The sequence below is a fragment of the Legionella erythra genome (assembly GCF_001467615.1).
Lineage (GTDB): Bacteria > Pseudomonadota > Gammaproteobacteria > Legionellales > Legionellaceae > Legionella_C > Legionella_C erythra.
Genome location: NZ_LNYA01000003.1, coordinates 59,539 through 82,843, shown reverse-complemented (window position 1 = coordinate 82,843; position 23,305 = coordinate 59,539). Strand labels below are relative to the sequence as shown.

Genomic DNA, 23,305 nt, shown 5'->3' with positions numbered 1-23,305 from the left:
TGACGCAGAGTGATCTTGCCTGGAGCAAATAATCAGGATAGGCTATCGCCGGCAACCAACCTCAAGGAAATGGACTATGACCTCTTCACAAGGATTCTCCTTGATTGAAGTACTGATCACGCTTTTGGTGATTTTAAGTGCATCATTTGGACTCTTGACCCAGCAGTGGCAGAGCCTCTGCCTGTTCAATCAGGCAAAAACGCAATTCAACGATTGGCTAAAGACTGAAAACGAGCATGAACGCCAATCCGCAGGCTTTAGCTCGTATCTTCCTCTTGATGGGGGAAAAAAATGACCAGACAAACCGGCTTTACCCTGGTGGAAATCATGATTGGCCTGCTGCTTGGCAGTATTCTTTTAGGGACCTTGTTTAATCATTACCTGATGACTCGTCGTCATGAGGCCTTTTTCCATCAGCAGGCGACCGCGAATTATGATGTGCACATGATAGTTGATCTACTGCAGGATAATATCCGGCAGGCAGGATTTACCCCTTGTGCCGGCATAGGCTGGCTAACGGCCAGAGACCGGCGTGACAAACCGCAATCCTTAGCGGCCATTACCCTGTCAGGCGTCCCTGAAAACCACCTCACCATCAAGCGCATGAGTGAGGATTTTGCTGCGGTAAACCGCATCTTAAGCCCTTTCCATTTGCTGGTTGAGGCTCGGCAAGGGTTATCACCCAATCACTCCATCCTGATTGCGGATTGCTTTCATGCCGAGGTAGTTACCATTGAGCGAATTAAGCCGCATGGCCAAAGTCTATGTGAATTAACGCTTAAAAATGCTCTGCGATTTCCCTATACGCCGCCAGCCTATGTCGGGGCATGGCTTGAAGAGCAATTCTTTGTGCAAAAAAATAAAGCGGGTGAACCGGCTTTGTTTTACCAATCCCGTCATGCGGAAGAATTAAGCGCCGCTATCCATTCGTTTTTTGCCCGACTCAAGGTCGGCACTAAAGGGCAGATGCTGATGGTTAAGCTGGAGCTTTCGGAAAACCAGCACGTGACCTTCAATACTACGGTGCGTATTCCGTGAACACGAAAGGATTTATTCTGGTAACGGCCCTGTTGTTTTTAAGCCTGATGATGCTGTTGGTTTTATCGCAGCAACAACTGGTATGGCTTTATCAACAATCATTGAATCGATTGATCCATAAGCATCAGTCCCTTCACGCCATGGAGAAACAGCTCAGGTTCATCCTTGATAAAGGGCTTTTAAGAAAAGGTCGGGCTTGCCTTTTACACTCAGACGACGTCAACCAGGTCATTAATCGCCTTCTGCAGGGGCAGGGTTGTCTTTATGTAGCCAAAGAATCGTCCTATCGCTATTTTGTCGAAGAACTGGGGGTATTTTCCTGCATGCAGCATGTGGCGGAAAACCGCCTGTACAGCACTCACCATTGGCGTTTAACCATGGCATCGGCAGACCGGGAAATTTTACAGATTCGCTTCGCACAACTGGTTGCGGAACAACCTTGCAAATTGCAAAGCCCTGTGTTCATTAAGCCCGGCCTACTCAGTTGGCGCTTTTTACTGGCCTAGGGGGCATATCGGCGTTATTTTCACCCTGAAACCATTTGTGGGTTTCGGTTCTTGGTAAAGCCGTGACGCCATGAGCTTCAATAAAAGCCACCAAAGCCCAGCGCGAATAAGGTTTGCCGATGAACGTTTCATCCAACTGGATGACGTCATGCCAGCCGGCTGTCACTTCATCCGTGGGCATGATTTGCTTAAAATTGCTGGATAGCATAAAAAGCGCATGACCTGGTTGATGTTGAACCAATTTTAAATCATGCGGTCCACTGCCGATGCGTAAACCCGGACCGCTTTCGGCAATGGCTAAGGTCATGGAGCCTGCATCAAAATGCGGTTTGGCCAGGTATTTACCAGATTGTTGCCAGTCGTATTTTAAAAACCGTAAAAGAATATGCACATCCTCTGTGTCAAAGACACGCTGGACCAGCCCAGGAAAAGATGGCTGAAGCGTCGTTAACAGGGCATGAACGGTGCTTGATACCGCCTGCCAGATGGGTTCTGCCTTGCGCATAAAATCATACACAACTGGCTGCTGGTTGAGAAACGCAGCATAGTTCTTAAAAATAGCGGGATGAAAATGGAAAAACTCTTTGCTGTCATTATAACTATCTTCCTTGGGATCCCGCTGTTTAAAACCCACATCGCCGCGGCGATGCATGGGGGCTACCGTAAAATCGATGTGTTCCCGGACCGCGGAAGGCTCGTTTAAAAAGTTGAAAAAAGCCGCCATGGCGTCATGAATAACCGTGGGGGATAAAGCGAAAGGCACAAGTACGTAGTTTTGTTGCTGCAATTGCCGCATAATATCCGGGTGAGTCAGAGGCATGGTATTTCCGTTTGGCAAATGAAGTTGGCAGCGTGGACGCTACTCTCCACAAACGCGCTGTGATTAGCTATATTGAAATACTTCATTTAAAGTTGCAAGGGGATTGCGGTTAATGGACAAAGAGCGTTTTCTGGCATTTAAATATTGGCCGCATGTGATAACTGTGACCCTGATCGTCCTGGCTTTTGCCGGTTACCGCTATTTTGCTTATTACGATACCCGCTCCAATGATGCCTATGTTTCAGCCAATGTGATTAATGTTGCTTCGTTGGTTGCCGGTCCCATCAGTGCTATCTACATTAAAGAAAACCAGACGGTTAAACAAGGACAAAAGCTGATAGAAATTGATCCGCGCCCCTTTAAATATGCCATGGACAAGGCCAGGGCTGATTATAAAATGAGCCAGGTCAATTATGAAAACAATAAGCTGGCCATTACCGTGGCAGAAGAGAAACTTAAGCAAACCCAATCCATCCTAAACCTGAGCAAAGATCATTACCGGCGTTATCAAAAACTGCAAAACGAGGGGGCGCTGGCAGAAATTCGACTCATTAATATCGAAGCCAAAATTAAAGAGCAGGAAGCGCAGGTTTTGGCAGCTAATGAGCAATTACGAATTGCTCAAATTAATCTCGATGATAACGAAGTCCGTGCGGCTAAAGCGAAGTATGAGAAAGCGGTCTACCTGTACAATCATACCTTGATTACTGCACCCGCAGATGGCTATGTCACCAATTTCAATTTACGCCGCGGCCAATACATTGCTACCGGTGAGGGTCTGTTTGCACTCATCGAAACCAAGCGTTGGTGGGTAGTCACCCGCTACCGCGAAACGGCCATTCGTTTAATCAAGCCAGGCGACAAGGCTACCATCAAGTTAGACATGTATCCCGGCAAAACCTTTCATGGCCATGTCGGCAGTATTGGCTGGGGTATTAATCGGGTGCAGGCAGGTAGTGTGGCCCCATCGACATTGGCTTATCTCGAAGCCACGGAGGATTGGATTAAAATCGCACAACGTTTTCCCGTGCGCATTTACTTCGATGATGTATCCCCGCAATACCCTTTAAGGATAGGCGCCAGTGCGACGACCGTTACCTACCGCTGAGACCTGGACCTGGTTTAAGCCCTTTATTCCACAGACCAAAGAAAACCGGGCTGCTGTGCGTACAGCCATTTCAGCAGTAGTGGCTGTATTACTGGCCTTTGCCCTGCATTTAGAGAAGCCCTATTGGTCAGGCATGACGACCGTCATTTTAGCCAATATCTATACCGGCAGCATCATTGATAAAGCCATCATGCGCATTGCGGGTACCCTTGCAGGCGCCTGGGGCGGTTATTTTCTCGCAGGCTTCATTGCCAATAGCTTTTTACTGTACCTCTTGTCGGCATTCCTATTGGTCACCATCGCGGTGTATTACTATAACTTCAGCCTGTATGCCTATGCTTATCTGTTGGGGGCTATCAGCGCATTTATTGTCATCGCTGATTTGGCGATAGCCCCGGAGGAGGCCTTCTGGGTTGCGATATGGCGGCCCATCGAAATTGGTTTGGGCGTTTTGGTCTCGGCGGGGGCTGCTTTTTGTCTTTTTCCAACCAACATCCATAAAGCCCTGGATAAAGAGGTTGGCCAGGTGTTTACCGGCTTTAAAGAATTATTGATGCAGGTTCAGGACAACCTGCTGGCGCACGCTCATTCAGTCGATGAGTTGCGAAATAACATGCAGACGTTTAAAAAATCCGTGGTGAAGGCAACGGATATGTTAGGGTACATGCGGCGTGAGGTGGGATTTAAACGCGAAAAAATTGATCAACTTCGGTTACTGTTTGATTCATTTTACAGCCTAAATCGCAGCCTGCATTTTTTTGTCGCGTCGCATCAATATGACTCAATTCAGGCGGAAATTAAAGAAACCCCATTACCCTTGAAAGCGGTTTTTTCAGCTATTACCGAGGATCTTGAGTCCATTAAAAGCAATTTTCTAAAGCAAACGGATGACGGCAAGGCGCTGGCTGGCATCCAGGCCCTGCAATCATGGGACAAAGCTTTGTCCGCGCTGACTATCACAAACAGCCGCCACCAGCAGGCTGTTTTTGCTATCAGCCATCTACTGCGACAGCTGATTAACCAGCTGCAGTCGCTGCAATTGGTCCTGGTCAAAGGGCAAAAACAAAAAGCGCCAAAAACCAGCTTAATCAGCAGAAAACAGCGGTTGCAGACGGATCCAGACATTATCAAACACAGCATTAAAGCGGGATTGAGTGTGACCCTGGCGCTTTGTTTCTGGCTTATCAGCAATTGGCCGGGCGGGTTAAATGGGCTCATCAGCAGCATTGTCATTTCCATACGAAAAAGCATCTATGAAATGAAAAACATCAGTCTTTACCGGTTATTGGGTTGTATGGCGGGCGGCGGTTTAGCCTTGTTTTCGCTCGCCTGGTTTCGTATGAATTTGTATGACTTAATCATTATTTTATTGTTTGGTGTATGGGGATTCAGTTATTTTTCGTTTAAATACACGACTTATGCTTATATCGGTTTACAAGCGAATATTGCCTTGATTATCACCTTGGCACAGGCAGGCGGCCCGCCGATAGCCCTGGATCCGCCCCTGGAACGTTTAGGGGGTATTTTAATTGGGATTGCATCGACCTTTCTGGTGGCCAATGCGGTGTGGCGAAGTGATATGTTGACACAGCTGACGGGTCGGTTGCATAAATTGTCGCGGTACTTACTCTATAATGTCAGGCAGCTTTTAGCTCCTGAAGCGCAAAAAAAACCACTTTATGATCTGACATCGTTATTCTGGTTTTGCCGCGGGTTGCTGGAAACCCTTGATCAGACTGAGTTGTCGCCTAAAAAACAGGCGGTGCTTGACAAAGCGAAAGCGGATTTCCAGAACATGGTGTTGCTACAAGCTACCATAACGCACGTTTATGATTACATCGATCAGGAAAAATGCCGTCTTGAAGCGGCCAGGATTGGTTGTGATTTGCGCGTGTTGGAAGCTCAGGTGACGGCTTTGTTTGAGGCGGGGCGAGAAAGCCACATGATTCCCGGGCTAAGACAGCAATTAAATGCATTAAGGGATGAGATGATGGCGGCTTGCGAAGCAGAAAAAGTCAGTGCAGACGCCATGGAAAACAGTGTGGTTTACTTGAGCTCGCTGATTCAACTGGCCATTATTGCACAAGACATGGCCAGAGAGGCGGATTATCAAACGGCTGCACCCCTCAGTCAGGGAGAGGTTACAGCCTGTGTGTAATGACGTTCATCACGATTGCACTGCTGTTCATATTCTCTGATTTGCTTAGCCAGGCGACAGTAGATGCCGTGTGTGGCATCGGTACGATTCCAGCTTTTATGCTCGTTAACGCCATCATAGCCCTTGGCGGTCAGAATGATTTTAATGCCCTCAATTTTTGTGCAGGGAAGCATGTATTTATCGTTCATTAACTGATTAATGGCAATAATGCCCTTGGGCAATTGAAACTCTGGTTCGGCCAGTTTCAGAAACTCAACCGCATAGTCCGGATTCATGAGAATCACTAAATTTTTGCCAAATTCCCTCACCCAGTTAAAGCGAACCTGCGTTTGCCACTGCTGTTCTTCAGCGATGATGGATTGAATAACGGTAAGTAGTTCCTCAGCCAGCATAGTCTTTCCTTGTCTTTGAATTGAACTAAAAGATTGCACAATGGCTGGAAAATTGCAAGAAGTGATAGGCTTGACATTCTCTTATAGCGATGAATTAACCATTAACCTGTTACCTGCATCGGGTTTGAATCTATACTTAAAAGATTATCGCTCATGCCAACACCATGAACGCTTAAACTCAGATTGTTGGGAGTCAACCGGCTTTTCACACGGGAAATTGCCTCTCTAAAAGAATGGAAGGATAAGATGATACATGCGGTGATGGGACTTATTATCAATAAAAAGGGCCTGCTACTGATTGCCCAACGAGGCGAGCATCAGCCGCAGGCTGGCACCTGGGAATTGCCAGGAGGGAAGGTGGAGCCTGGCGAAAACGCCCTGGCTGCCTTGCAGCGTGAATTTAAAGAAGAAATTGGCATTGAAATCATTCAGGCAAAACCCCTGGTTAAAATACCTTATCATTATGCAGATAAAGAGATGTTGTATGATGTTTGGCTCATTGAGCAATTCAGCGGCAACATTCTCGGTCTGGAAGGCCAATCCCTGCACTGGGTAAACCGGGAACAGTTCATTTCTTTTTTTGATTTTCCAGACAATGAAACCAGTCGAGTAGGCGATATGCTGGATAATCTCCTGAAGAACCGTACCCGATGTGATGATGATCTAAATTTTTAATATTAAACAATAATATTGCCTGACCAAGGGGACCCCACATGGTGGATGCGCATGACAAGGCTGTTAAATTATTCATTGATTCTGATGTGGGTGTTGATGATGCGCTGGCTATCATCTGGTTAGCACGTCAGAAACACATCGATATACTGGGAATGACCACAGTCTGTGGCAACAGCACGCTGCAGGATGCCACAAACAATGCCCTCACGGTACTGGATGTGATAAAGAGACAAGACATACCCGTGACTATGGGGGCCGAAAAACCCTTGGTTTTTCCCCCCATTAGCTTTAGCAAATTAATCATGGGGCCAGATGGGCTTTGGGCTTGTCAAAAAAAACATCCCCTGGATAAGCTATCAACGGATGCACCCGCGGCCATTGCAACAGCGGCTAGAGCACACCCGGACATGATTTTGCTTGGGCTTGGTCCTGCAACCAATCTGGCTCAAGCGGTTCAACGTTTCCCTGAAGAAATGGCGACGATTAAGATCCTGATGATGGCAAATCTCCCTGTCCCAAAAATGCGGGGTGCTATACAAGGGGCTGGATTTAACGCGTATGCCGATCCTCATGCAATAGATGTATTACTCAAGCACACTTGTGATTTCACCATTCTCGGTCCTGGCGCTATCGATGAAATCACCGTAGATAATGTTGATTTTATGGGAAAAATTGCAAAAAAAACCGATGCGGTCAATCAGTTTATTCTCGCCTTCCTCAAACCCTATTTTCATGCGGAAAGCCTGGGACAAAGACAACGCGTCATTATTTATGATTTGGTTTTGGCTATTATTGCAGCGAAAAAAAACACTATAAAAAAAACCTTGTCCGGGTTTGGAAAAATCTCGTTAAATCATGATTTCACAGCCGGAGAAATTGATGTAAGAAGTGACCCGCAAGGGAAGATTTTCCTTAACCATTCCAAGGCCTATTTATCAGAATTAGCCGATTTGGCATTCAGCAACCGGGATTTCAATTTATTAGAAGCCATGCAAAAACTCCTCGAAGAAATCCCGGATAACATCCGGGTGATATTGGAAGTCGATGTGGATGAAATAAAAAAAGCAATAGAGGATGGATTCAGTTAGTCTGGTGGTGTCGGATTAAGGTTGAATTATTGCAGTGACACCCCCAAGGGCTTCCTTTAAGCATGATCGATTTTCTGGGTAATCCTTAGTCACTTTGGATGTGGCTTATGTTTGCTATCCAATTCATCAGTACTTTCTTCGAATCAATATGATTAGATTGCGCGCATATAGCGCCTAAAGCAACCCATTTTATTCTTTAAAGGACATCAAACGCGTTGCTTTGGCTAACAGGCAAGGAGATTATCCCATCAAGTGTGCACTCCTTGACCTATATTAAAGCCCATGGCTAAGGATGGGTTGTAATCGCAACTGGCTATAACCTCAGATAATTGCTCATACATGTCAAGAACCAGGTCGTACCGGCTGCTCTTGCCGCCTGCTTTTTCTTTTATATTAAGCCAAGCGTCCATGGCATTTAAAAGGATCTCATCGCTTTCTTTGGAGGGGGTTTTCTTACTATGCTCTTGAAAGGCTCTATCCAATGCCTCGGTTTCTTTTGTTTTAAACCAGGAAGCCGCTTGACTGCCTTCCGTCCAATGCTTAAGAAAATACCCGGTTTCATGCAATACCTGACGGTTTAAATCAGCAATTTTCTCCTCTGTAACCCCAATTTCTTTTAAAGCCTCAACGACATGGGCACGCAGGCTTTCAACCTGGTAATAGCGCGAGGTAGACGTATTTTCTTTCAATACGAGCCAGCGATCGGTCTCCCGAAGCAGGGTAAGCAACGTGTCTTTCTCATTAAGCAACGCTTCTCTTGGTTGGTCTCCTGCCCTGTTAAGCAGCGTGATCAGTTCTTTTGTCAATGGCGTTGGGGAGCCTGAGGTTTTTTTATCATGGCGTTGCCACCATTGAAACAATGTTTCGGTGGAATGCCACTCCATGCCTTTGCGGGCTAATCGGTCAGGGTGTAATTTATCGATATAACGATAAGCGCTCTCCTTTTTTAAACCAAAAAAGCTCTGCATTTGACTGGCTACCGGGAAAGGGTTAGCACTTTCTGTGGCGTGATAGCTGTAGGTCTTACGGGCTTCCTCTTCTTTTATTTTTATGTGGCCTTTTTTGACCAAACCCGACTCCCCTGAATCAGAGTTTGTACTGGAATTCAGGTATCTCGCCATCTGTAAGTGCATGTGTTCATCCCCGAAAGGGGCATTGACCCGGAGCTGGTGATGGCTTTCGCGGGGGATGACAATCAGATCACGATGCGCCTTGCGAGGTAATCTGGGTAGGATTTGAGAAAAAAATCCGCGGTGGACAAGGCGGCTGGTCTCATAAGACAAGGCCTTTTCTTCAATTTTTTCTTGAGTCAACGATTTAAATCGATTAGGGGATATGGAATATTTTTTTTCCTTGGTTGGGTGTATATCAAGAGAGTGAAGTCTCGAACCTACAGTATGATCCCTGTAAGGTACTTTTGTGGCTTCTCCTTGAGCATTTACATAATAAAGAACAGCCTTCGAACTAAATTCCCGTACTTTTTGATCGCTGTCATTGACGGTCTCTTTCACTGTATAGAGCGGGTCACCAACCAGCAGGTAAGTATTTTTATAAGCATTTAAAGACTTGGGCAGCTGCTTTTTTGTTTGTAAATTCACGTGGGCCAATTCACCTGTATAAGCCCCTAAAATAACGCTGACATTACGGAGATTGGTTAAATCACTGCAATCCGCAATACTTCTTGCATTAGTGAGTGGACCTTGATAAGTATTGCCTGGAACAGGCTGATTGGCTACGATATCAACAGGAACCTTAGGATTCATTGCATGGAGTGCTCTGGCCACCTCAAAACAGGTAACCGCACCACGACTATAGCCGCATAAAGTGATGCTTTCAATTTTTTTATCTTTATCGTCAGTGCCAATGTCTGTGCGATCAAGGCGTATACCCAGGCTTTCTAAAATCTCATTTTCAGTGAGCTTCCTGGTCTTTTTTTTCTTTTGGTTAGGAGCATCTTTTTCCCCTTGATCCGGGGTTTTCCCTGCCTTTAAGGTTAAATCAATTTCGTCAGATTTAAATAAAGTGGATACAAAACGCTTGGCAAAGCCTTTTAAATTGGGAAATACCTCACTGTTGCATACTTCGGGTTCATCACAGCCTTTAACAAAAACCGTACGCACACCGGCTTCTTTGTTGACATAATCATATTGCTCCGGAAAGCTATCCCCATTGTCACCAGTTCCACAAAAATAGATTACTAAGTGCATTTTATTTGCTCACTTTGATTTTATTATATTTTAGATGACAATTGTGAACGCAGTATTAAAGGAATAGAAGTAAAGCAAAAGCATCTTTGTACTGGACAAAAAAATTCTATGAAGCGCCGCTCCTGTACAAACCGAAAGCATGAATATATTCTTGCAGCTAAAGGATCTGATTCAAAAGAGTTTGTTGAGACCCTGGAGAATCAAGGCTGCGTTGCAACCATTCCATCCAGAAAGAACGCGAAAAAACCAAGGGAAATTGATCGAGAGCAATACAAAGAGCGATTTATAATTGAAACTTTTTTCTCTAAAATCAAATATTTTAGACGTATTTTTTCTCGTTTTGATAAAACAACGACCGCTTTTTCCGGGTTTTTACATTTGGCTGGAGTACTTATCTGGATGCGTTAAAATTGGTTTACGGAACCTAGGATATCGTACCATGAAAAAGTTTCTCTAAGTTGGAGGATGAGGTGTATATCAAATTGAAATTATAAGGGGGATTACTTGATCGGGATAGACCCTGTATTACGACTTCGTCTAATACAGGCTACGCTTGCTAATCTTTAAACACCCAACAACCAGTCAGTTTAATCTGGGTCTTGTTTATCATTTTAATGATTTTATAGCATGATGTATTGTTTAAGTTACCTTTCTCAATCAGTGAGCCACAGGCCTTCCCTGCTGGAAATGCCGTGGCTCAATTTAAATTAAGAAAAATGAATAGCCACGGCATACATTTATTTAAAAATGAACAGCTAACCCCAGCGTTACACTACCGCTCCCCTTACTGGAAGAGAGATGATTGAGACTTGCCTGATACCCTAAATCAAGAGCAACATTCTGATTCAGGTAAGCCCTTGTACCGACATAAGCCACAGGCAGAACGTCTGATGAAATCCTGTACCCGTGTTTAACCTGAGTAAAAGCGGTTTTTCCAACCCCAAGGCCAACATAGGGCGAAAAGAACGTTTGATTATCAAAATCAAAGTAACCATTCACACTGAATAAATGAGCATTAGCCAATGACGATAAATGCTGAAAACTGTATTTCCCCTCGCCTCGCAAACGACCATACTTATAGCCTAGACTTGCTCCGAAAGCAGGGTCTTTAGTGTTCCAGGATAATGATTTAAAGGCATTGTTATAAAAGAGGTTCTCATAAGAGCCTTTGACATACCAACCCTCAGGCTTTACGTCTTCTGCCACTACCGAAAAAGAGGCAAGGATTAAACAGGATGCTACACCAGTTGTAATTATTTTTTTCATTTTACACCTTTTAAGTCAAGCAAGACATTTAACGTGTCATTACTATTTAATAATCTTCCTTGTAGCAAATGGGTTGTATTAAATGAAAAACCGAAGACAGCTTTCATCTTGTTTGCCCTTCATAAGCTCCTTTCTATGAATCCAGTTAAGTGTGCATTAATTTTTACTATTTGATAGCAAGGGAACAATCGGGGTTATTATTGATCTTTATGGCTCAACTGTAAACAATATCGAGAGCTTTTAATTCGGACTGGCAAAAATACAATTCATTTAAGCTGACTATGGTTTACCCGAGGGCTATTCATTTGCTTATCCAATACAACGATGTATAAATATATGGTATCAATACATGGTATCAATGAATCTTTGACAACCAGAGGTTAATGGCTGCCAGATAATTTTTTTACGTGTGATATTGGATTCTAACCAAAAGGCCAACACGTGCTTGTAAATTTGCTTCTTATCACCTTTTACTGACAAATCCAGTTGCTTGATAAGCTTATTTCTGTCCTCGAGTTGGTTTAATGCGTGCCTTAGATTGGGAGTAAGCATCATTTTAAAAGAGATAAAAAATGCTGAATTATATTTAATACGGCGCGTGATTCTATAGTGGGTGGCAAAAACCAACGGTGGCGCGTTGGATCGTTAATAGTCTAAGCTTAATGAGGACTTGTTTTGTTATAAGTTATTGAAGAAAAAGTTATAAATTCATTAAGGACTGCTATGGATAGGATGTTTTATTTATTGTTGAGTCTGTTTTCTTTTTCTGCCTTTGCAACCTCCGATCCTTGTATTGTGGCCGGACAAGAGACGCAATTAAGTGGAACCATTCATATTGAAACCTTTGCCGGACTTCCTGATTATGAAAGTATCCAAAAGGGCGATACACCAGAAACCTATTGGATTCTAATCACCGATAAACCCTACTGCGGACAGGGAGAAGATTTTAACAATCCGGGACAAATGATTATGGAAAAAAACCAATCCCGATTTCAACTCGTGCTGACTCCAGAACAATACCAGCAATGGAAGGGGTTATTGCAAAATAAACTCGTGGTTAAGGGCTCCATGTTTATGGCTCATACTGGTCACCATCACACACCCTTGCTCATCGAAGTAACGAATATAATGGCTGTAAAATAAGCAGTGGTGACAACTTAATCAAGAAACGAGAAAGGTATTGCCCAAAAATTATCCAAATGAGAAGCCTATATTCTCTTACTACTACCCTATGGGCGGCGAAAAACGGAACTTTGATTTATTGAAGCTCATCTCAAAAATGAATCTGTCCATTCCTTTGACAAGCCACGGGGGTTCATTGGGTGAATCCTGCTCCTTTGGGCGCTTGCTGCGTTTCGGCATTGCCAGCCGGCTTAAGCGTTTCGAAGGGTTCGCCGAGTACCATTTCAGACAGGGTGAGCAGCGCATTTAACTCGCCTGAACGATAAGCACGTAAATTGATGTTTTTCTCTGCGGCAATGGTTTTAAGCCTGCCTAAAAAATCGATAAGAGACGGATTTTCCTTTTCTTGCAAAAAGGCTTGTTGAATAATGTCTGCAAAGTGATTGCCAAGTGGAAAGCCAAAAAACCGCACTATGTGTGTGGGGAAGAGCTGCTTATTAAATTTAGACGCGTAATGTCTAAATTGCTCCAGCACACTGGATTCATCAAGCGCGTTCATTTGTGCTCGTGCTTTGAGAAGACGAGCGATTTCTGTATGGCCCCTCTTGCGGGCAATGTCATGCGGGGTGATGCCAGTAGTGGTTAGCGCTTGATTGACGTCCGCACGGGCTGTAATCAATGTTTTCACTACGTCCAGATGGCCGTTGTAGCAGGCAATCCAAAGCGGGGTGGCGCCATCATCTGTTCGCGCCAGATTGACTTGAGCACGGGCTGTAATCAATGTTTTCACCACGTCCAGATGGCCGTTTTGGCAGGCGATATGAAGCGGGGTGGAGCCATCATTGGTGTATGCTTTGACGTCAGCACGGGCATTAATCAGGGCTTTCACCACGTCCAGATGGCCGTTTTGACAGGCAATCCAAAGCAGGGTGGCGTCATACAATATCGGTTGATTCCAGTCGGTTATTTCTGCTTTTTTCCGCGTTAATAACGCATATTGATTAAGGGCGCATGCCCACCAGAGGTTAATTGGAGTATTATTATCATTAGCCCACGCATAAAAAGCGCTAAGGATTTCTTTTCGTTCCAGAGCGCCCGCTAACGAGGCAGGGGATAATTCAGGCAGCAGAAATTCCTTGGTGCTTATAGCATCCGAAAACAACAGTAAGTCTATTTTATCAAATCTTGATTCATTTAAAATCTCCTTTACTCGGCGAAGGTCGTCGCGAAAGATGGCCTGATAGAGTTTTTTTAATTCAGGATTTGTAATGGACTTAATAAACAGGGCGCCTATTTTTGAATCAGCGATTTAAAGAATTGACTTTCCTCTTCTGGAGTGGCGGTTTTGGATGGCGGATTATAGACAGTGATATGGGGAAATAAGCTGTAGACGGTTTTTTTCCAGAAATCATAACTAAAAAAACCATCAAACTCCTTCTCAAGCTTCCTCAAAGCCACAGGGTCTTTAGTGAGTAAGGAGGATTGGCTTAAGATTAACGCCGTTATCTCCTTTGGGAGGTGGGAAAATAACGATTGATCTTCAGGTTTACTCATCTAAGGCTGCGCTTTATTGAATGAAAAAATACAATCATATTGTGCAATAAAAAGCATGATTGAGCAATAAAAGACTGAAAAAGTGTAAGTGCAAAAATCAGACTATCTCAACTACTGCAGAGAGTCTTGATTTACCAGCTTATGCCTTAAAGCGTTTACTCAATCATAAAATGACGCATGATGTAACCGCAGGATACATCATGCGTCATGTGGAGCGATTGAGAAAACCTATGCAGCGGATTTTGGATTATTTAAATCGACAGATGGTTGGCGCCATAGAGGTCGTTGAGGATGCGGATTAAAAGTACCTATTATCTTTACTATAATCCTGTTTCGTTAGGATTTTAATCGGTTGTTATTGTATTTTTAAATTTAATCCTACTATAATAGGATTAATGAATAATTAAATCGAAATTCTTATATTAAGTCTACTCTAGTAGGATTATATGGCCAAGCAAATTAAAAAATTAAAGACTCCCAACCTTCAACAGCCGTTAACCGTAGAATTGTTAGGGGAAGTCATTAAAGCACGCCGAACTCAAAGTGATTTACGGCTAGAGGATGCGGCTGCTTTGTGTGGTGTAGCCAAAGAAACCTTTATGAAAATCGAACATGGGCAATCGAACTGTCGATTGGCAAGTGTGTTACAGATTTGTTCCGGTTTAGGAATAAATCTGTACATAAAGCCATGGATGGAAAATGGTGAGGATGAAAATGATTGGAGATAAGCAGGACTTGGATGTCTATCAGGGAGAATATCAAATAGCCCATATCACGCTTATCGAAGATCAATTGTATTGGAATTATAATGCCCATTGGCAAAAGACAGGATATGCTGTTTCTCCACACTTACCTTTAGATGAAGATATTCCACCATTAAATGTGCAGCGATTTCTGCGAAATTTATTACCCGAAGGAAATCCTTTAGAAGTATTAGTCAATATTTTTCATTTAAGTAAATATAATACATTTGGACTTATTCAAGCTTTAGGATTGGATACACCTGGATCATTAGTGATCTTGCCATCACATCAAGAACTTCCTAAACATGCGAATTTTCGACTGATAACTCAGGAGGAGTTAGAAGAGCGTTTAAATAATCGTGATCTCTATAGTTTAATGGTTTGGGATGGAAAACCACGTCTTTCAGTTGCTGGAGTACAAGATAAAATTAACGTGGTGTTAAATAAAGAAGAGCAACTTGGTTTTGGAGAAGGCAGCTTGTGTTCTACCCATATTCTTAAATTTGAAAAACAAAAATTATCTTATTTAGTTTTAAATGAATATCTAAGTATGCAGCTCGCTAAACGCTGTTCATTGAATGTTGCTAATGTTCAGTTGAAACGCTTTGGTCAGCATCCTGCTTTATTGGTGGAGCGTTTTGATAGGAAAATGATTACCACAAATAGAGTGCAAAGACGCCACGTAATAGATGGTTGCCAGGCATTGAATTTACCTCCGGAATATAAGTATGAGCAGAATTTTGGAAATAGCCGAGATGTGGCCAATATAAGAGATGGGGTAAGTTTGCCCAAGCTATTTGATTTTGCAAATCAATGTATCAATCCTGCAAAAACCAGGCAACAAATACTTGACTGGGTTTTATTTAATATCTTGATATTTAATTGCGATGCTCACGGTAAAAATCTCAGTTTTTTTGTTGGGGCTAACGGCATTTCTCTCGCACCATTTTATGATTTAGTTAATATAAAAATGTATCCTGAATTTGAGCATGGCTTGGCGATGGCACTAGGGGATGAATTTGAAGGGAATAATATTAATGCTTATCAGTTGGCTGATTTTGCAGATACATGCCAGTTGCCAAGATTATTAGTAGCTAAACGTTTAAAATATTTGATTGGAAAAGTAACTGTTGCTTTGCAAGAAGAAATCAGACTTATTTTGATTAATGATAAAGAAGCAAAATATTTAAAAAAATATCAGGAAATTGTCATTAAGCGATGTAAGCATTTATTAGAGCAGAGTGAACACATTCATTCAATGGAACTCTAGCGCTTCTTATAACTTTAAGATCTTGTAAAACCTTTGAAAAATAGCCAACAATTACCCGAGAAATCCAAGATGATATTCCGAAAAGCCCGTATGATAGTCTAATGGTTGAGCTTTGTATCAGAGTAAATTTTATTAACAGAAGAGTGGGGTCGTTCTTGCGTTACTGCGCAATCCCAATAATCGAAAAGAGAAAGAAACAACTCAAAGAAGTAAGGTGTTTTGTTTATGACTGTTTGGATTTTCTGTCCCACAATGGATTTTAAGGGTTAGGTAAGCGAAGTGATTTAGCTTGGGGTAACACCATGATTTTACTGAAGAAATCGTGGTGGCCAGAGGCGGAATCGAACCACCGACACGAGGATTTTCAATCCTCTGCTCTACCGACTGAGCTATCTGGCCCCAAGAGGTTGCTATTAAACTCCGAGAACGATTCAGAGTCAAGTACTGGATTATGATTTTTTTATTAAAAATTGATTTTGATAGGCTATGGCAATTTTGGCGCCTAAAATCGCGTTATTTTTGATCAATTCAATGTTCGCCGTCAGGCTGCGGCCGGCGGTGAGATCACTGATGCGCTGCAATAAATAGGGTGTAATCGCTTTGCCCTGAATGTGTTGAGCCTCACGATGTGCCTGTTCAATGATGGGTGTGATATCCGAATCAGGAATTTCAGCATGGCGGGGGATGGGATTAGCGACCACAATGCCGTTACGGATGTTTAAGCGGCGCTGGTAGTGCATCATATCGGCAATGGCTTCCGGGCTGTCTAAACGATGAACCAGGGGAATGCCGCTGGAATGGCTGTAGAAGGCAGGGAATTCGTCAGTTTGGTAGCCAACGACCGCGACTCCTTGTGTTTCCAGCATTTCCAGCGTTTTGGGCAAATCAAGAATGGATTTGGCCCCTGAACAAACCACCGTTAATGGCGTTGATGATAACTCGATGATGTCAGCCGAAATGTCAAAACTGTCTAAAACTCCCTGATGAACGCCGCCAATACCCCCCGTGGCGAAAAGGGGCAGTCCCGCTAAATAAGCGCAGTACATCGTGGCGGCGACTGTCGTGCTGGCGGTCAGCTTTTGACTTAGCACATAGGCTAAATCACGGCGTGACGCTTTCATGACGCCTTTAGCCTGCGCTAAGCCATCCATGATTTCCTCATCTATACCAATATGAATTTTTCCTTGATGGAGCGCGATGGTCGCCGGAATAGCGCCTTCTTCGCGAATGAGCTGTTCCACCAGACGGGCGGTCGCTAAGTTATCAGGATAAGGCATGCCATGCGAAATGATGGTCGATTCCAGGACGACGACAGGCTGTTGATTGGCAATGGCGGAGAAAACTTCGCTATGGATAGTTAGCAAATCATGAAACATACATCACCTATTCTTCAGGAACAAAACCGGCTGGTTTGGCGGAGCCTTCGCCAAAAAAATAGTTATTCATTTCTTTCAGGAGAAATTCGCGTGCCTTGGGATCAATAAGGCTTAAGCGGTATTCATTAATAAGCATGGTTTGATGGGAAAGCCACATGGTCCAGGCTTGTTTTGAAACATGGTGATAGATTTTTTCGCCGAGTTCTCCCGGGAAGGGCGGGGTATCCAGTCCCTCAGCTTCTTGATTTAATTTTGAACAAAAGACGTGTCTGGGCATGTTAATACCTGCAATAAGCAACAAAGGAGCGCAAATTATGCTGGATTGTGTCAGACACAGCAATGCAGTGATTAAATTTTAATCCGCTCGGCATCTGACCTGGGCCAGCATGATATGCTGCGACAGCAATTGCTCCTGCTCATTCGTTAAGGTTTCAAACTGCACAGCGGTTCTATACATGCTTTCACCTAAAAACTGGCTGTAAACCACCGTGGCATCAAGGATAATAGGTACCATTTTGGGTTTAGTATAAATCACTATTTTTAAACGGGTTTTTTCCTTGATACGGTCTTTGGCTTTAAAGGCCATACCGCCTAAGCTGATATTGACCTTGCGCAGGTGTATTTTTTCACCAATTAACAGGTGATGGGCGAGATGGTCAATTTTGGCATTGATAAGATTCAGATAATGAGCCATGGTGGGATCTTTCAAAGCGATTTCCTGAGTGAGTTCAGACAACTCGTAGTCAAGGCTTTGAAAATATTGGGTTGTTTCCACGTAACGCTGGCCATTTTGCCCTAATAGCTCATCGGTGATTGATTTATCAGAAAAAAAACCCCCAGGCTGCAGGATCTTGTAATCAAAGTAAATCTGGTCATCGATGCGAAAGTGCTGTCGTCGTTCATGTACCGGCATAATCACTCCTCAAGTCCCTTTTAAAGTGCTGTTACTTCACCTCTACATTGACAGTAGGCGGTGATATCTCCAGATCGTCTACTTCCTCCTCTTTAGTATTAGTATTAGCCATAGAAACAGTTTTTTCTAATTTTTCTCGTTGCTCTTCAAGCTGTTGGTGCTGAATGGCAAGCGGATCGATTGCATGAAGGCTGTCATCTTCTGATTTATTGCCTGTAGACACGGGGGCTAAGACTGCTTTCAACGGGAGTTTAAAGATGTTCATGGCTTCTCCGCCGGCCTTTGCCACTTTGCTGCTGGCATCGATTGCCAAATCATGATCAGTGGCTCGTCGATATTGGGTAATGCATTCCTGAAGAAATTGTTTAAATTTCTTGGAATTCCAGCGTTTGGTCTCTATGGCGGTTTCCATGACGCGATTGAAGGTGCTAATCTGATCCAGTTTCAAGGCGGCACTGAAGGCTTCATCCAGGTTGTCAGGTAGTTCCTCTGAGGGAATCATGCTACGCAATTGCTGCTGGATCTCAAACTGAAATTTTTTACGGACATGAGTGGCAAACCCTTTGTCTTTGGCTGTATTCCTGTATTCAAGCAATTCTGCATCCACGGTATTAATGGCTTTTAATTTACTGTGCACACTGGGTTCTTTTTCGCCAGTTTGGGCCATGAATTGCTTGTAATCCTGAATTAAGTCAATGATGCGGGTACGGTGCCCTTCGCCATAGGCGTTGCCAATGGCCTGTAAATCGTTAAGATTAAGGTAGTCAGTCTTTAAAAGTCCATCCAGATAATTTTCAGGGTAAAGCATGTTTTCCTGAAGAGCTGCCAAATCTTGCACTGAAATGGTCATGTGGGTGAGCTCAAATTCATTGCGATGCGGAACGACGGTTAACGAAGGAGCCCCGTGCCGCTTGAGAAAGCCAACCATTTGCGGTGCAACGATGGATGAAAAGCTTAATAGCACCTTGTCCTCGCCTTTACCCTGCCCGGGGATAAATTTCATGTAGGTAAGCTGAATTTCGTTGCGGTAAGTCCAGGGATTACGGTAGGGCCGTCCTTCATCCGTAAAGAGAGCGGGATTATTGAGTAATTTTTCCAGGATAAGGCCTTTAGCCAGGCCGTGATAGCTGATTTTGTCGTAGCCAGGAAATGTCTCAATGATTTTGCTGAGGCGCTGGGTCATGCTTTGTTTGATAAGCTCGGCATCTTTTTGTAAAGCGGCCACCTGCTTGATTTCCTGTTTTATTTCTTTCACCTGGACTGAGGAAGCATGGTCCAGGGATTTTTTCAACTCCTCAATGTGTGCGGCATGTTTGCTGATGGTCAAATCCAGATAGGCCAGTATGCGATTATCGTTTCGCATCAAGGTCATCAGGCTATTGAATTTTTCATGAAACGAGGAATCTTCAATCAGGGTACGGTTTCGTCCTTGCCCATGGCGGGTATGTTTGACCAAAAATTCATTGGGTTGAAGGCTTAACCGGCTATCGAGCTTCATTTTATCGCCCGGCATGACCACCATATCAAACATAAAAAGGCTGCGGTTATTGCGCAAGGCTTTATTTTGATTGTAACCGCCGACAAAATCCGGATCGCTGCAAAGATAAAATATGCCAAAACCTTTGCCAAAATCATGAATAAAAACATTGGATTGCAAACCAGAACCGACCGGGTCAATGGTGGAGTAATGTTCATAGGTCTGGGAGCCAGTCAATCCAGCCTTGAACACTTTGCCATGGGCGAAATCCTTAAGCAGCCGAATGTCATCAAAAGGAACAAACAGGGCGGGTTTGCCTCCATACATCACCATGGAGGATTGAGTGGTATCAAGACCACAGAGGCGCGAAAAATTAAGGGCTAAGGCTTCGCGCTGAACCTCTTCAATCTTGCCGTGCTTGGGTAATTTTAAAATCGCCTGGGTACTGAGTTTATAGTCATTACGATGATCGGTGTAATCCTTAACGGTGGTCGGTGCGGCTGTTACCAGCCTGGTTAATTGGCTTGTGACTTTAGACAGGCTAATCAATGACACTTTTTCAGTGACTCCGCCGGCTGACTCAGCCAGCTCGCAATAGTTTAAAGCAGGGCCATTTTCATTGGGGATCTGGATGATTTTCAATTGATTAATTTTGTATAAATCCTCTAATATCATCAGTTGCGTACGGAATTTTTCAAGGTTCACGTCATCGTTAAAGGTTTCCGCCTGTTTGATATTGCCCTTAAGAATCTCCATAATTTTTTGGATGTTTGTGTTGTTATTGGGATCAAATTTTTCAAATTCGGGGTATGTTTTAAGCAGTTTGACCAGTGTGTTGCGGGCGTTGTCAATCAGCGGATCGAGCATTTGCTGAGCTCCCGGGTTGGGCTTCGGCACGCGCTGATAATAGTCTGGTTGCGGTAGATGGGTGATGGCATGATGATCGGTATAGGCCCGCATGGCGGAATAATCTACCTTTTCGATCGTAGATGGGCTACCTGCCTTAAGACCAAGACCACTTTTTAGCACATTGGATAGCAATTGCCACTGATTGATATCTGCGCTCAAGGCAGAAAAATTAACGACGGGGTCAAAATCAGCCAACATATCGAGACTGCTGCTCAGTTTGCCAAACAAGGGCATGGTTTTTATTTCTTCATCGGATAGTTCTTTATCCAATGGCGGAATACTGTTTTCAGTGAGAAAACGCGTAATGATGCTGATTTTGGTTTGCTCTGACAGGGGCATGCTGTTCTCATCGAGTATGAAGAATAAGGATTACTGTAAATATAGGTTATTATTTGATATTTATTTGTTCTTGTTGGGAAAAATAAGTGCAAAGAATGTTAATTTGTAGTTAAATTAGAGTATATTTCCCGGGTTTTGACCATTGAGGTACTCATGACAGACGAAAGTTCCCCTTCTATAGATGATTTGCTGCACGCGAAAGCGTTTGAGGCGGTCATTGACAGGTTGGCGTCCTGGAGCGCCATCAAACTCGCAGAGTTCTGTATAAAATACCCGGAGAGTTATGATCTTCTAAAAACAAATGAGTTGGATGGATTCTGGCAGGCGCGACGACAGGCAATCAGCAAATATGCCTTAAAAGCACAGGACGGGGTATGTGACGCCGATTTAACGGTGGGGCACACGCTTTATCTGTTGGCTCAGCGTGAGAAAACACAAGGGGACATGAAGCGTTATCAAGAGTACTTAAGTCAGGCGTTAAGTGTCCACTCCATCCATGCCGCTCAAGCCTGGATTCATGAAATTGTTATGGCTGTCGAAAAGCCTGATCTGAAATTGATACAGGATATTGCCGCCATCCTTTACAACCAGGAGGGGCTTGCAAAGCGGCATGGAACCCCAGGTTATCTGCTGGTAGCCAATGGCTATTTTTATTTACTCCGCTGGCTTTCTGAAATCAATAAGGATGAAGATTTAAACGAATGGCGCATCCAGTATGAGGGTACGGTATTTTCACTCTGGAAATCACTGTATCTGGCTCAGGACAGAGAGCTTGATTCAGCCGATTCAATTCATAATGCCTATTTTGGTTGTGGCCTGGCTAATAGCAATTCATTCAAATTGCCTACCATCGATGCCATGATGGACAAATGCGGTGAATTATGTGGCGACTCCGCTCTGCGTAAGCGGGCAAGATATGCCGCGACCATGACAGGCAATCCAGGACATTCATTAAGCCTTTGGGCGACTGCAGAGGCCAAGCGCGAGCAATCCTGCCAGCAGGATGTTTTAAAATCACACAAAATGTAATCTCAGAGATGGCCTGAGATTTCAGGCCATGAAGATTAAAGACTCATCGATTCTGCTTTTTCCTAATTTAAAGACACCATGGGACCGGTCGTTTTTACTGGTGCAAAGAATTGCGGCCCTGGCTGTTGGTTCTTAAAAGAAGCCGTAAAACGGTAATGACTGGAGTCCCGGATAAAATTGTACAGGTGTTTTAAGAAATTAAGGTGAGTATGGTAGCCGAAAACGTCTTCTAAAGAGGGTTTAGCTGATGCAGGTACCTCGGGGCAAAGCTGGTGCAGCTGTTGGATAGCGTACTCTTTATTAATCTTACCCCATTCTTTAAAGATAATATCCGCATTCTGCAAGGTAAAGTTTTTGAAAAAAGGGTTATTTTTACTGGCATGAAGAAACAGATTACCGATTAAAAATAGTGATAAAACCCGTGTTTCCTTGTAATTTGATTGGCATACTGTTGCTGCTCCATGATTTGGATGAGCCCAATAGCGGATTCTGCATTTTCTTTACCACCGTTGTCCCTGGCGTGGCCGGTTGCGTCTTCCCAGGCGGCTTCAAGAATATTTAACCCCATCACCGGGACTGTTTTACCGGATACCACGTGCGGCTCAGTTGTTTCAATCCAGGCATTGGAACCGGATAAACCGTTTTCTCGGATGAAATCGTCAAGGTCTTCCTGGGTTTCTTTCTTTTCACCCATTGAGCGGTGGAAGAGGACGGTCAGCATGACCGGTTTGATGGAAACCATTTTACGTTCAAACAAGGTGGCATTATAGGGTACGCCAAAAATAAAGTCAGCGAGAGGGTTGCCTGGAAATCGATTGCCGCTTAATTTGACTAGATGATCGTACACTTCTTTAGCAAAGTGTTTACTGTTAGCCATGGTCACTAACATAGCTTCAAATAGGAGCAGCATGTTCAGTTGCAGTTCAAGTGTCGAGGCGATAGCATCAAGGTCGGCATCAGCAATCAAGCCTTTTTCTTCAATAAAGGCTAAGAGCTGGCAAAGGGGTTCATTCGCGAGCAGCGCTTCCTTAAGGTGCAGGGTCAGTTTGGTTAAGTCGATTTTATCTATGTGCGCTTTGGCTATAAACTCGGCGAATTCTTTATCTTTTATATCCAGGTTATCCAGTTTTAACTCAATTAAAATCTTCTTAATCAGAAGGGGATCGGATTTTTTGGGTAGGATTTTTTCTATTTTGGCTAAAAAAATAGCTGCACTTTCTTTCATGTGGTTTTTTCCTTCTTCGTTGGATGCGGCCTCATGTAACCTTATTTTTATTAAGGAAATGTTAAGAGGCGGCAGGTTGGAAAGGATAAA

The 23,305-nt window shown here is 43.7% G+C and carries 21 protein-coding genes, 1 tRNA gene and 3 pseudogenes; 13 read left to right on the top strand and 12 right to left on the bottom strand.

Features of this window, described 5'->3' with window-relative positions:
• The first annotated feature begins 76 nt into the window (after window positions 1-76).
• The 3 genes from Lery_RS01445 to Lery_RS01435 are packed head-to-tail and all read left to right on the top strand — an operon-like array spanning window position 77 to window position 1,544.
• Window positions 77-295: a type IV pilus modification PilV family protein gene (locus tag Lery_RS01445; RefSeq protein WP_058525469.1), complete on the top strand. Its 219-nt coding sequence runs from the start codon at window positions 77-79 to the stop codon at window positions 293-295.
• Complete coding sequence (locus tag Lery_RS01440; RefSeq protein ID WP_058525468.1) at window positions 292-1,038, top strand: PilW family protein; 747 nt, start codon at window positions 292-294, stop codon at window positions 1,036-1,038. The genes Lery_RS01445 and Lery_RS01440 overlap by 4 nt, the downstream gene beginning before the upstream one ends.
• Window positions 1,035-1,544 (top strand): hypothetical protein, encoded by a 510-nt coding sequence (locus Lery_RS01435; protein WP_058525467.1) that lies wholly within the window; start codon window positions 1,035-1,037, stop codon window positions 1,542-1,544. Before Lery_RS01440 ends, Lery_RS01435 begins: the two co-directional genes overlap by 4 nt.
• Here the strand turns inward: Lery_RS01435 and Lery_RS01430 are convergent.
• Window positions 1,519-2,364 (bottom strand): hypothetical protein, encoded by an 846-nt coding sequence (locus tag Lery_RS01430; protein WP_058525466.1) that lies wholly within the window; start codon window positions 2,362-2,364, stop codon window positions 1,519-1,521. The two genes, Lery_RS01435 and Lery_RS01430, sit on opposite strands and share 26 nt — an antisense overlap.
• Window positions 2,365-2,476: 112 nt before the next feature.
• On the opposite strand from Lery_RS01430, the gene Lery_RS01425 reads away from it, so the two are divergent.
• Together Lery_RS01425 and Lery_RS01420 are read left to right on the top strand one after the other, a co-directional pair.
• Complete coding sequence (locus Lery_RS01425) at window positions 2,477-3,472, top strand: HlyD family secretion protein (protein WP_058525465.1); 996 nt, start codon at window positions 2,477-2,479, stop codon at window positions 3,470-3,472.
• Window positions 3,447-5,630 carry an FUSC family protein gene (locus tag Lery_RS01420; RefSeq protein ID WP_058525464.1) on the top strand — a complete coding sequence of 728 codons (2,184 nt, stop codon included), beginning with the start codon at window positions 3,447-3,449 and terminating at the stop codon, window positions 5,628-5,630. The genes Lery_RS01425 and Lery_RS01420 overlap by 26 nt, the downstream gene beginning before the upstream one ends.
• Here Lery_RS01420 and Lery_RS01415 read toward each other — a convergent pair.
• Complete coding sequence (locus Lery_RS01415) at window positions 5,603-6,022, bottom strand: hypothetical protein (protein WP_058525463.1); 420 nt, start codon at window positions 6,020-6,022, stop codon at window positions 5,603-5,605. The two genes, Lery_RS01420 and Lery_RS01415, sit on opposite strands and share 28 nt — an antisense overlap.
• 246 nt (window positions 6,023-6,268) lie before the next feature.
• Here Lery_RS01415 and Lery_RS01410 point away from each other — a divergent pair, with 246 nt between their 5' ends.
• Both Lery_RS01410 and Lery_RS01405 read left to right on the top strand, forming a co-directional pair.
• Window positions 6,269-6,697 carry an NUDIX domain-containing protein gene (locus Lery_RS01410; protein ID WP_058525462.1) on the top strand — a complete coding sequence of 143 codons (429 nt, stop codon included), beginning with the start codon at window positions 6,269-6,271 and terminating at the stop codon, window positions 6,695-6,697.
• Between the two features lie 38 nt (window positions 6,698-6,735).
• Window positions 6,736-7,785 (top strand): nucleoside hydrolase, encoded by a 1,050-nt coding sequence (locus tag Lery_RS01405; protein ID WP_058525461.1) that lies wholly within the window; start codon window positions 6,736-6,738, stop codon window positions 7,783-7,785.
• A gap of 248 nt (window positions 7,786-8,033) precedes the next feature.
• Here the strand turns inward: Lery_RS01405 and Lery_RS01400 are convergent, their stop codons facing one another.
• Window positions 8,034-9,992 (bottom strand): hypothetical protein, encoded by a 1,959-nt coding sequence (locus Lery_RS01400; protein WP_058525460.1) that lies wholly within the window; start codon window positions 9,990-9,992, stop codon window positions 8,034-8,036.
• A 147-nt stretch (window positions 9,993-10,139) separates the two neighbouring features.
• On the opposite strand from Lery_RS01400, the pseudogene Lery_RS01395 reads away from it, so the two are divergent.
• A pseudogene (locus Lery_RS01395) lies at window positions 10,140-10,400 on the top strand (transposase); the annotation flags it as partial.
• A gap of 333 nt (window positions 10,401-10,733) precedes the next feature.
• Here Lery_RS01395 and Lery_RS01390 read toward each other — a convergent pair.
• Entirely contained in the window at window positions 10,734-11,258 is a 525-nt protein-coding gene (locus tag Lery_RS01390; protein ID WP_058525458.1) for an outer membrane beta-barrel protein, read from the bottom strand.
• Between the two features lie 723 nt (window positions 11,259-11,981).
• On the opposite strand from Lery_RS01390, the gene Lery_RS01380 reads away from it, so the two are divergent.
• A complete protein-coding gene (locus Lery_RS01380; protein ID WP_082657091.1) occupies window positions 11,982-12,401 on the top strand; it encodes a DUF4431 domain-containing protein in 420 nt (139 codons plus the stop codon).
• 172 nt (window positions 12,402-12,573) lie between these two features.
• Here the strand turns inward: Lery_RS01380 and Lery_RS01375 are convergent, their stop codons facing one another.
• Both Lery_RS01375 and Lery_RS01370 read right to left on the bottom strand, forming a co-directional pair.
• Entirely contained in the window at window positions 12,574-13,542 is a 969-nt protein-coding gene (locus Lery_RS01375; RefSeq protein WP_058525455.1) for an ankyrin repeat domain-containing protein, read from the bottom strand.
• A 128-nt stretch (window positions 13,543-13,670) separates the two neighbouring features.
• Window positions 13,671-13,934: a hypothetical protein gene (locus Lery_RS01370; protein ID WP_058525454.1), complete on the bottom strand. Its 264-nt coding sequence runs from the start codon at window positions 13,932-13,934 to the stop codon at window positions 13,671-13,673.
• 98 nt (window positions 13,935-14,032) lie between these two features.
• Between Lery_RS01370 and Lery_RS15565 the strand changes: the two are divergent.
• The 3 genes and pseudogenes from Lery_RS15565 to Lery_RS01355 form a co-directional block, all read left to right on the top strand.
• Window positions 14,033-14,236: pseudogene (locus Lery_RS15565) on the top strand (integrase); the annotation flags it as partial.
• A 144-nt stretch (window positions 14,237-14,380) separates the two neighbouring features.
• Window positions 14,381-14,662 (top strand): helix-turn-helix domain-containing protein, encoded by a 282-nt coding sequence (locus tag Lery_RS01360; RefSeq protein WP_058525452.1) that lies wholly within the window; start codon window positions 14,381-14,383, stop codon window positions 14,660-14,662.
• Window positions 14,643-15,947: a HipA domain-containing protein gene (locus tag Lery_RS01355; RefSeq protein ID WP_058525451.1), complete on the top strand. Its 1,305-nt coding sequence runs from the start codon at window positions 14,643-14,645 to the stop codon at window positions 15,945-15,947. Before Lery_RS01360 ends, Lery_RS01355 begins: the two co-directional genes overlap by 20 nt.
• A gap of 323 nt (window positions 15,948-16,270) precedes the next feature.
• On the opposite strand, the gene Lery_RS01350 is transcribed toward Lery_RS01355, so the two are convergent.
• The 5 genes from Lery_RS01350 to Lery_RS01330 all read right to left on the bottom strand — a co-directional run bounded on the left by Lery_RS01350 (window position 16,271) and on the right by Lery_RS01330 (window position 20,961).
• Window positions 16,271-16,346 (bottom strand) — tRNA-Phe (locus Lery_RS01350).
• A gap of 50 nt (window positions 16,347-16,396) precedes the next feature.
• Entirely contained in the window at window positions 16,397-17,323 is a 927-nt protein-coding gene (locus Lery_RS01345) for a pseudouridine-5'-phosphate glycosidase (RefSeq protein WP_058525450.1), read from the bottom strand.
• Window positions 17,324-17,330: 7 nt separating this feature from the next.
• Entirely contained in the window at window positions 17,331-17,600 is a 270-nt protein-coding gene (locus Lery_RS01340; protein ID WP_058525449.1) for an oxidative damage protection protein, read from the bottom strand.
• A 78-nt stretch (window positions 17,601-17,678) separates the two neighbouring features.
• The gene (locus Lery_RS01335) at window positions 17,679-18,236 is read right to left on the bottom strand and encodes a PilZ domain-containing protein (protein WP_058525448.1); all 558 of its coding nucleotides are present in this window, start codon (window positions 18,234-18,236) and stop codon (window positions 17,679-17,681) included.
• A 31-nt stretch (window positions 18,237-18,267) separates the two neighbouring features.
• A complete protein-coding gene (locus Lery_RS01330) occupies window positions 18,268-20,961 on the bottom strand; it encodes a hypothetical protein (protein ID WP_058525447.1) in 2,694 nt (897 codons plus the stop codon).
• Between the two features lie 153 nt (window positions 20,962-21,114).
• On the opposite strand from Lery_RS01330, the gene Lery_RS01325 reads away from it, so the two are divergent.
• Window positions 21,115-21,990 carry a DUF5630 domain-containing protein gene (locus Lery_RS01325; protein ID WP_058525446.1) on the top strand — a complete coding sequence of 292 codons (876 nt, stop codon included), beginning with the start codon at window positions 21,115-21,117 and terminating at the stop codon, window positions 21,988-21,990.
• Window positions 21,991-22,390: 400 nt separating this feature from the next.
• Here the strand turns inward: Lery_RS01325 and Lery_RS01320 are convergent.
• Window positions 22,391-23,305: pseudogene (locus Lery_RS01320) on the bottom strand (hypothetical protein); the annotation flags it as partial.